The sequence below is a fragment of the Halorubrum sp. AD140 genome (genome assembly GCF_034497445.1).
In the GTDB taxonomy this organism is placed as follows: Archaea; Halobacteriota; Halobacteria; order Halobacteriales; family Haloferacaceae; genus Halorubrum.
This window is the reverse complement of sequence record NZ_JAXRUU010000093.1, coordinates 1-8,338: the sequence shown is the minus strand read 5'-3', so window position 1 is coordinate 8,338 and position 8,338 is coordinate 1. Positions and strand designations below refer to the sequence as shown.

Sequence of the window (8,338 nt, the reverse complement as noted above, 5' to 3'; positions counted from 1 at the left end):
CGCCGCCTCGGCGGACTGAATGCTCTGGTGGGGCGTCTTCGCCCACAGCGCGCGAACGTCGTCCGCGTGGACCACCACCGTCGCGTCGCGGATCTCCGCGGCCGCCACCTCCTCCGAGAGCGTGATCGCCCCGTCGCTGCCGGTCACGTCGACCATCTCGACGACGACGTCCTCGACGACCGTGGGCTCGGCGTCCGCCGTCGGCGCGTCGTTGCTGAGCCGGATCCCGCGCATGTTCTTCAGGGGGCGATCGCCGGCGTCACACCGGACGTGAACCCCCCGAACGACGGAACCGCTCCGAACGCGGACGTTCGCGATCCCGTTGTTGGCGTAGTAGCCGCCCTCGACGACGATCCGCCCGCGCGACGGGGCCGCGTACAGCCCGTTGTCCGGGAACCCTTCGATCTCGCAGTCTCTGAACGTGATCGACCCCCGATTCTCGTCGCCGACGTAACACCCCGTCGCCGTCGTCTCGGCTGCGGCGCCGTCCCGCAGCGACAGCCGTTCGACGACGCCGGACCCGTCCGGATCGGTCACGTCGACGCGAACGGCCCCTCGTCCGGCGTCGAGCGTGCCCGTGACAGAGACGTCGAAGAGCTCCAGGCGGTCGGAGACCCGGGCGTCGACGGCCCGCGACTCGACGCCGTTCCCCCCCAAGTCGAAGTGGAGGGAGTCCAGGAGGACGCTCCCGTCGTCCGTCTCGGTGGTGCCGGAACTGGGGACACGCGTGGCCTCGCCTCCGACGAGTCCGAACCGGGCGACGCCCGACAGCTCCAGCACGCCCTCCATCCGATACCGTCCCGAGGGGAGGAACAGGAGACGGCCGTCGGCCGCCGCGTCGGTCACGGCCGCCTCGAGCGATCCCGCCGCCGAGGGATCGGCCCCGAACTCCGCCAGGTCGGCGATCGAGTCGAACGGCGCCGGCACCGAGTCGAACGGCCCGTCCGGACCCTGCAAGTCGGGCGGTATCGCCGGCTCCTCGGGATCGGGCGGTGTCGACGGCTCCTCGGCGTCCGAGGTGTCCGAGGTGTCCGACCCGCCGCACCCGGCGAGCGCGCCGAGGGCGCCGACGGCACCGGTCGCGGCCGTCAGTCGCGAGAGAAACGCGCGGCGACCGCGGCGCGAGCCGCTGGACGCGCCGTCCGTCGACCGTCGCGTTCCATCCGTCATGCTGTCCTTGTGACGGTGATCGCCGGGTCAGTGAGCGGTACGTCGGGAGGGTCGCGGCCGGATCGGGCGGAGAGGTCGGATCGGGGTCGGACGGGTCGATCGCGGCGGAGCTGGGCGAGCGGCGCGGGGGCGAACCGACCGGGGAACGGCAGCGGGGGCGGTGAGAACGGGCGACTCGGAGTCATACCGGACGGTCGTCGGTCCGGCTCTTAGCTAGTAGCCCGTTATTACCGGTACGCGAGCGTTACCCGCGAGCAGTTCCCCCGCGGCCGCCGAACCCTCGAACCGGACGAAACGATCGGGCGAGGGGCGGCGCGATTCGCGTCCCCGACCGCGGTTATCGGCAGGACCGGACACCTCCGCAATCAGCCCATAACAATGCCGCCGTTGGCGGAGGGTACCTCCAACGGCCGGGCCCGCGGCGGCTCGGCGCGCACTCATGTACGAGGGAACAACCATCGGCGTCGTCGTACCGGCATACAACGAGGAGGGGTTCGTGGGAGAGGTGATCGAGACGGTCCCGGCGTTCGTCGATCGGGTGTACGTCGTCGACGACGCGTCGACCGACGGCACCTGGGACGAGATCCACGAGGCCGCCGAGCGCGCGGACGAGACCGGTCGGGACGACGCGTTCGATCGGCGGGTCGTCCCCATTCAACACGAGGAGAATCGGGGAGTCGGGGGCGCGATCAAAACCGGCTATCTCCGGGCGGTCCACGACGAGGTCGGCGTGACGGTGGTGATGGGCGGCGACGGGCAGATGGACCCCGAGGAGATGGAGAAGCTGATCGGGCCCGTGATTTCGGGCGAGGCCGACTACGTGAAGGGGAACCGGCTGATCAGCGCCGAGGACCGCGAGGAGATGCCCGGCTTCCGCTACGTCGGGAACGTCGTCCTCTCGTATCTCACGCGGATCGCGAGCGGGTACTGGCGGATCGGCGACCCGCAGAACGGGTACACCGCGATCTCACACGACGCGCTCGCCGGCGTCGGGATCGAGGAGATGTTCGAGTTCTACGGCTACTGTAACGACCTCATCGTGCGGCTGAGCTCGCAGGGGTACCGGGTCGTCGACGTCCCGGTCTCCGCGCGGTACCGCGACGAGGAGAGCCACATCGATTACCGAACGTACGTGCCGCTCGTCTCGCTCATGCTGCTGCGGTCGTTCCTCCGGCGGATCACGGTTCGGCGGCGGTCCGTCTCCGAGATCGCGAGGCTCGGGCTGTACGCTGGCGGCGTCGGCGGCGCGCTCGTCGGCGGGACGGGCGTCCTCCGTCGAGGAACGGAGCGACTCCGTTCCGACGGAGGCGACAGCGCGAGCAGCGACGACAGCGCGAGCAGCGACGACAGCGAGGGCGGCGACGACAGCGCGAGCAGCGCGCTCGACGAGACCGGCCGCCGAACGGCGCCGGCGACGCCGAGCGGGGTGGTCGCGCTCGCTGGCGGAGTGCTCGCGCTCTGTTGCGCGATGGCGGTCGACGCGGTGATCAACCGCGGATCGAACGAGCGGCTGATCGAGCGGTGAGTGCGGCGAGGGAGACGGCGTTCGCCCGACGGTCCGGCGTCGCCATTGGCGTTTCACCGCTCGTAGCGTGCTGATACTCGTCGGGAGGCGCCGTCCGTCGGGTTCGGCGGGGCCGTAGGAGGCGTGTAACTATCGTGTCATTGGTTCTCCGATCAGACGGCAATGAGCACGACCGCCGACGCGACCGACGTGGGCGAGCAGATCCAGGCAACGATCGTGACCTGCGACGATGAGCCCAATCAGTGTACCCTCCATCCGCTCGACCCGGACGACCACCGCCGGACGACCGAGTGGATCACGGCCGACGAGGGGTCGTACGTGACGGTGGAGCTCTGGCGGTGAACGCCCAACCGCGACTCGCGGGTCGGTAGCCGCCGCCGCCGCCTACGGCGACCCGGTCACCGAACGGCGAGGCGTCCCGACGGGAGTCGTCTCGAGCGCGCTGTTCGCCCGACGGTTCGACGACGGACCGTTAACAGCGCGCGCTGTAACTCGAATACTCACAACATCTTTATTTCGATGCGGTACAGAGGCGGAGACTACAGCGACAGTGGCAGCTCCCAGTGTCGCCTCCGCTTATGAAAACAGGTGACCGGTAATGTCCGGCAAATCGGACGACGACGAGCACACGGCCGGTCAGTCCGGCGACGCGGATACGGGTCCCGTCACGGTGTGTCACGACTGGACGCACACCGGACGGCCCTGCGTGACGATAGTGGAAGCGGTCGCCGCGACCACGGACCGGAAGCCGGTCGACCTGCCGCCGCTCCACGACACCGTCGACGCGGACGCGCTCGGCGCGCTGCTCACCGGCGGGTCTCCGTGGGTAACGGTCTCGTTCACGTACGCCGACACCGACGTCACGGTGGAGGGAGACGGCAGTCTCGAGGTCCGAGCCGACGGCATCCCGCTACGAGAGGACGACGAGTAGCGTGGTCCGACCGCCGTCGCGCGTGCCGACGCGTTCGTCGGGGAAATCGCGACGGGAGAGGGCCTCGTCGACGGCGCTTCGCGGTCTCCGGCGAAGCTGCCGGTGACCTGTCGTCAACGCCCGTTCACAAGCGAGCGGCTCGGGAGTCGGAGGTGGGTACCGACAACTGCCGCGCAGAAGCGGCGAGCGAGACCGACGAACAACCGACGCACCGAATCACACGCCCTCCTCCAGCCGCTGATACCGTTCCCGAAACCGCGAGAGGCAGGACGGACAGCAGAAGTGGTACACCTCGCCGTCGATCCGGGTCGTCTCGCCCTCGCTGTCGACCGTGTTCGAACACTCCGCGCAGGTCAGCGCGAACTCCACGCCCTCGATCGAGGGCGTCCACTCGAACTCGTCGACCAGCGTGACCGCGTAGTCCTCGACGGCGACGCCCTCGAACAGCCCGGCCACCCACTCCCGCGCCGTCCGACTCTCCACGCGGGCGTACGCCGTGAGGTCGCCCTCGGCCGTGACGAACACGTGCTCGACGGCGTCGGCGCCGCGCACCCGATCCCGCGCCGCGTCGAGCGCCTCGGGACGGTTCGGCGGCAGCGCCACGTCGATCAACACCGGAACCCCGGCGCGCAGCTTCGTCCGGTCGACGTCGACCGTGAACCCCCGAAGGACGCCGGTCTCCTCCAGCCGCGTGACGCGGTCGGAGACCGCCGGGCCCGACAGCCCCACGCGCTCGCCGATCTCGCTGAACGGGCGCCGAGCGTCCGCGGCCAGAAGCGACAGGATCTCCAGGTCCGTCTCGTCGAGGTCGCGCATGGACCCGAGTACGGCTCCGACATACAAAACGGCTGGGCGTGCGGGTTCGGATTCCAAAGTCGGACCGGCGTTCGAACCCCGATCGCGAAGCAGAAAACGACAAACGCCGCCGGCCCTACCGTCACCCGTCATGAGCCAGACGATCGCGGTCGAGGGGATGTCGTGTGGACACTGCGAACAGAGCGTCACGGAGGCGCTCGAAGGCGTCGACGGCGTCGAGCGCGCGACCGCCGACCGCGAGCGCGAGTCCGCGACCGTCGAGGGCGACGCCGACCCGGACGCGCTCGTGGCCGCGGTGCGCGAGGCGGGCTACGACGCGTCGGCGTAGGGACAGCGAGCGCTCGCGAACGACGAGCGCCTACCGGTTGAGCGTGTGGATCGCCTGCCCGCGGGCGTTCTCCGCGGCCTCCATCACCGCCTCCGCGAGCGTGGGGTGCGTGTGGACCGTCGCCGCCACGTCCTCCAGCGTCGCGCCCATCTCGATCGCGAGCGCGACCTCCGCGATCAGCTCCGAGGCCTCCGGACCCACGATCTGCCCGCCGAGCACGAAGCCGGTCTCCCCGTCGGCGACGAGCCGGACGAACCCCTCGGTGTGGCCCGTCGTCATCGCGCGCCCGGAGGCGTTGAACGGCATCTCGCCGACGACCGGGTCGAACCCCTCCGCCTCCGCCGCGCCCTCGGTCAGCCCCACCGTCCCGACCTCGGGGTCGGTGAAGACGGCCGCGGGGATCGCCTGCTGGTCCATCGCGGCCGGCTCGCCCGCGATCACCTCGGCGGCGACGATCCCCTCGGTCGAGGCCGCGTGGGCGAGCATCGGCTCGCCGGCGACGTCGCCGACGGCGTGCACGTGCTCGACCGCGCTCCGCGTCCGGTCGTCCGTCTCGATGAACCCGCGATCGTCCGTCTCGATCCCGGCGTTCTCCAGGTCGAGCCCGTCGGTGACGGGCTGTCGGCCGACGGCGACGAGGATTTTATCGACGCCGTACGTCGACTCCTCGCCCTCCTCCGTCTCCGTGTGCAAGAGGTAGCCCCCGTCGGCGCCCTCCGACCACTCGCTCGCGCCCTCGCCGAAGTGGAACTCGACGCCCAGCTCCTCGGCGCGCTTGCGGACGATCCGCTTCACGTCGTCCTCGTAGGGGTCGAGGATGTCGTCGAGCATCTCGACGACGGTCACGTCGGCGCCCAGCTTGGCGTACGTCGTCGTCAGCTCCATGCCGATGTAGCCGCCGCCGACGACCCCGAGCCGGTCCGGGACCGTGTCGGCGTCGAGCGCCTCGGCGGAGCTCCAGACGTGGTCCTCTGCGAAGTCGAAGCCGGGGATCTGGACCGGGCGCGACCCGGTCGCGACGATCGCGTGCTCGAACTCGATCGACTCCGAGCCCTGTCCCTCGCCGCCGTGGGCGACGCGCGCGGTGTGCTCGTCGACGAACGACGCGGTCCCCGGCACGAGGTTCACGCCGTTCGCCTTACAGAGCTTCTCGACGCCGCCGGTCAAGCGGTCGACCACGCCGTCCTTCCACTCGACCATCTTCCCCACGTCGACGGCGGGGTCCGCGTGGACGCCCATGAACTCGGCGTTGCCCGCCTCGTGGGCGAGCCCGCTCGCCGTGATCAGCGCCTTCGAGGGGATACAGCCGCGGTTCAGACAGGCGCCCCCGTAGGCGTCCTTCTCGACCAGCGTCGTGTCGAGCCCCTCCTGTGCGGCGCGGATGGCGGCGACGTAGCCGCCCGGTCCCGCGCCGATCACCAGTACCTCCGTTCCGGTTGCGATGTCTCCGACGACCATTAGTGAGTCAACAGTAGCAGCGGGTGTTCAAGGTGTTCCATCACGGTGTTCGCGAACTCGGCCGCGACCGCTCCGTCGACGACGCGGTGGTCGATCGACAGCGACAGCGGGAGCGTCGGCGCCGGGACGACCTCGCCGTCGCGGACGACCGGCCGCTCCTCGATGGCGCCGAGCCCTAAGATCGCGGTCTCCGGGTAGTTGATGATCGGGGTGGCGAACTCGCCGCCGATGGCCCCGAAGTTGGTGACGGTGAACGTGCTCCCCTTCATCTCCGCGGGCTTGAGCTCGCGCTCACGGGCGCGCGTCGCGAGGTCGCGCACCTCCGCGGCCAGCTCGAAGAGCCCCTTCTCGTCGACGTCGTCGACGACGGGCACCATCAGCCCCGCGTCGGTCGCGACCGCGATCCCGAGGTTGTACTCCTTCTTCAAGACGATCTCCTCGTCGTCCTCGCGCAGCTCGCTGTTGAGGTACGGGTGCTCCTTCAGCCCCGCGACGATCGCCTTCATGACGAACGGCATGTAGGTGAGCTTCACGTCCGCCGCCTCCGCCTTCGGCTTCAGCTCCTCGCGCGCCTCCACGAGGGCGTCGACCTCGACGGTGTCGTGGTGGCTGACGTGGGGGGCGGTGAACTTCGACCGCTCCATCTGCTTCCCGATGGTGCGACGCACGCCCCGGTAGGGGACCGTCTCGTCGGCCGAGTCGGTCGTCGCGCCGGCGTCGACCCCCGCGGTGTCCGCGGCGGCATCGCCCGCGTCGACCGCCTCCGGTTCGGGCGCCGACCCCGACTCGGCCGCCGACGCCGCCTCCAGCGCGTCTGCGTACGTCCGTACGGACTCGCCCGTGACGAACGCCTCGCCGTCGCGGGTCTCCTCGGTCGGCACGTCGTCGATGGCGACCCCCAGGTCGCGCGCGAGCTTCCGGGTCGCCGGCGTCGCGAGCGTCGTGTCGCGGCCGGCCGGCTCGGGCGTCCCGGCGGCGGTCGCCGCCGAGGAGTCGGCGGAGCCGTCGCCGCCGCGCTTGCGCACTGCCGACTTCCGGTCGCCGGAGCCGACGTCGGTCGGCGCGGGCCGCGGTGCGGGGGCGTCGTCGTCGGTGCTCGCGTCGGCGTCCGTATCGCCCTCCGCGTGCGCCCGCACGTCGGCCTCGGTGACGCGACCGCCGGGACCGCTCCCGTCGACGGCCGCGACGTCGACGCCGAGCTCGCGCGCGAGCCGGCGGGCGGACGGGGGCGCGAACGTCCGGCCCGAAGGCGTGTCGGGTTCGGCGTCGGTCGCGTCGGCGGCCGCCTCGGGGGCCGGCTCCGCGTCGTCGCTCGCAGTCTCGCGCTCCGCTTCGGCGGCGGGGGCGGCGTCTGCCGCCTCGTCGCCCGCGCCGCCCTCGTCGACGCGGAACGAGATGATCACGTCGCCGACGGGGACGATCGCTCCCTCCTCGACGAACAGCTCCTCGACGACCCCGTCGTAGCGCGACGGGACCTCGACGAGCGCCTTGTCGGTCTCGACCTCCGCGACCGGCTGGTCCTCCTCGACGCGGTCACCGGGGGCGACGAGCCACGAGACGAGCTCGCCCTCGGCGACGCCCTCGCCCACGTCGGGCAGTTTGAACTCCTTGACGGGCATGGTCAGAACTCCACCGCCTCCCTGATACCCTCCTCGATGCGCGCCGCGGTGGGGAGGTAGTAGTCCTCCAGCGCGTACAGCGGGTAGGGCACGTCGAAGCCGGTGACGCGCGTCACGGGCGCCTCCTGGTACAGCAGCGCCTCCTCCTGGACGATCGCCGTGATCTCCCCGGCGAGCCCGCCCGTCTTGGGCGCCTCGTGGACGACGACCGCGCGGCCGGTGCGCTCGAACGCGTCGACGATGGCCTCGCGGTCCAGCGGGGAGACGGTGCGGAGGTCGACGACCTCGCACTCGATCCCCTCCTCGGCGAGGCTCTCGGCGGCCTCCAGCGTCGGGCGCGTCATGGCGCCGTAGGTGAACACCGCGACGTCGTCGCCCTCGCGGCGGGTGGCGGCCTCGCCGATCGGGACCGTGTACGGATCCTGCGGGACCTCCTCGCGGAACGCGCGGTAGATGAGCTTCGGTTCGAGGAAGACCACCGGGTCGGGGTC

9 protein-coding genes are annotated in these 8,338 nt (G+C 71.1%); 4 read left to right on the top strand and 5 right to left on the bottom strand.

All coding sequences use genetic code 11. From position 1 onward, the window contains the following. Positions 1-1,170 (bottom strand): hypothetical protein (locus U4E84_RS15670; RefSeq protein ID WP_322533056.1); only part of this gene is annotated, 1,170 nt, incomplete at its 3' end. Positions 1,171-1,609: 439 nt separating this feature from the next. Between U4E84_RS15670 and U4E84_RS15665 the strand changes: the two genes are divergently transcribed. The 3 genes from U4E84_RS15665 to U4E84_RS15655 all read left to right on the top strand — a co-directional run bounded on the left by U4E84_RS15665 (position 1,610) and on the right by U4E84_RS15655 (position 3,626). Continuing rightward, positions 1,610-2,695: a glycosyltransferase family 2 protein gene (locus tag U4E84_RS15665; protein ID WP_322533055.1), complete on the top strand. Its 1,086-nt coding sequence runs from the start codon at positions 1,610-1,612 to the stop codon at positions 2,693-2,695. Positions 2,696-2,857: 162 nt separating this feature from the next. Further along, positions 2,858-3,037 carry a hypothetical protein gene (locus U4E84_RS15660; RefSeq protein ID WP_322533054.1) on the top strand — a complete coding sequence of 60 codons (180 nt, stop codon included), beginning with the start codon at positions 2,858-2,860 and terminating at the stop codon, positions 3,035-3,037. Positions 3,038-3,293: 256 nt separating this feature from the next. After that, positions 3,294-3,626: a HalOD1 output domain-containing protein gene (locus U4E84_RS15655; protein WP_322533053.1), complete on the top strand. Its 333-nt coding sequence runs from the start codon at positions 3,294-3,296 to the stop codon at positions 3,624-3,626. A 216-nt stretch (positions 3,627-3,842) separates the two neighbouring features. Here the strand turns inward: U4E84_RS15655 and U4E84_RS15650 are convergent, their stop codons facing one another. After that, entirely contained in the window at positions 3,843-4,442 is a 600-nt protein-coding gene (locus U4E84_RS15650; RefSeq protein ID WP_322533052.1) for an AsnC family transcriptional regulator, read from the bottom strand. A 130-nt stretch (positions 4,443-4,572) separates the two neighbouring features. Between U4E84_RS15650 and U4E84_RS15645 the strand changes: the two genes are divergently transcribed. Beyond that, a complete protein-coding gene (locus U4E84_RS15645; RefSeq protein WP_322533051.1) occupies positions 4,573-4,770 on the top strand; it encodes a heavy metal-associated domain-containing protein in 198 nt (65 codons plus the stop codon). 30 nt (positions 4,771-4,800) lie between these two features. On the opposite strand, the gene lpdA is transcribed toward U4E84_RS15645, so the two are convergent. The 3 genes from lpdA to U4E84_RS15630 all read right to left on the bottom strand — a co-directional run. Further along, complete coding sequence (gene lpdA, locus U4E84_RS15640; RefSeq protein WP_322533050.1) at positions 4,801-6,228, bottom strand: dihydrolipoyl dehydrogenase; 1,428 nt, start codon at positions 6,226-6,228, stop codon at positions 4,801-4,803. After that, positions 6,228-7,847 (bottom strand): dihydrolipoamide acetyltransferase family protein, encoded by a 1,620-nt coding sequence (locus tag U4E84_RS15635; protein ID WP_322533049.1) that lies wholly within the window; start codon positions 7,845-7,847, stop codon positions 6,228-6,230. The genes lpdA and U4E84_RS15635 overlap by 1 nt, the downstream gene beginning before the upstream one ends. A gap of 2 nt (positions 7,848-7,849) precedes the next feature. Beyond that, positions 7,850-8,338: transketolase C-terminal domain-containing protein (locus U4E84_RS15630; protein ID WP_322533048.1), on the bottom strand; the 489-nt coding region annotated here is incomplete at its 5' end.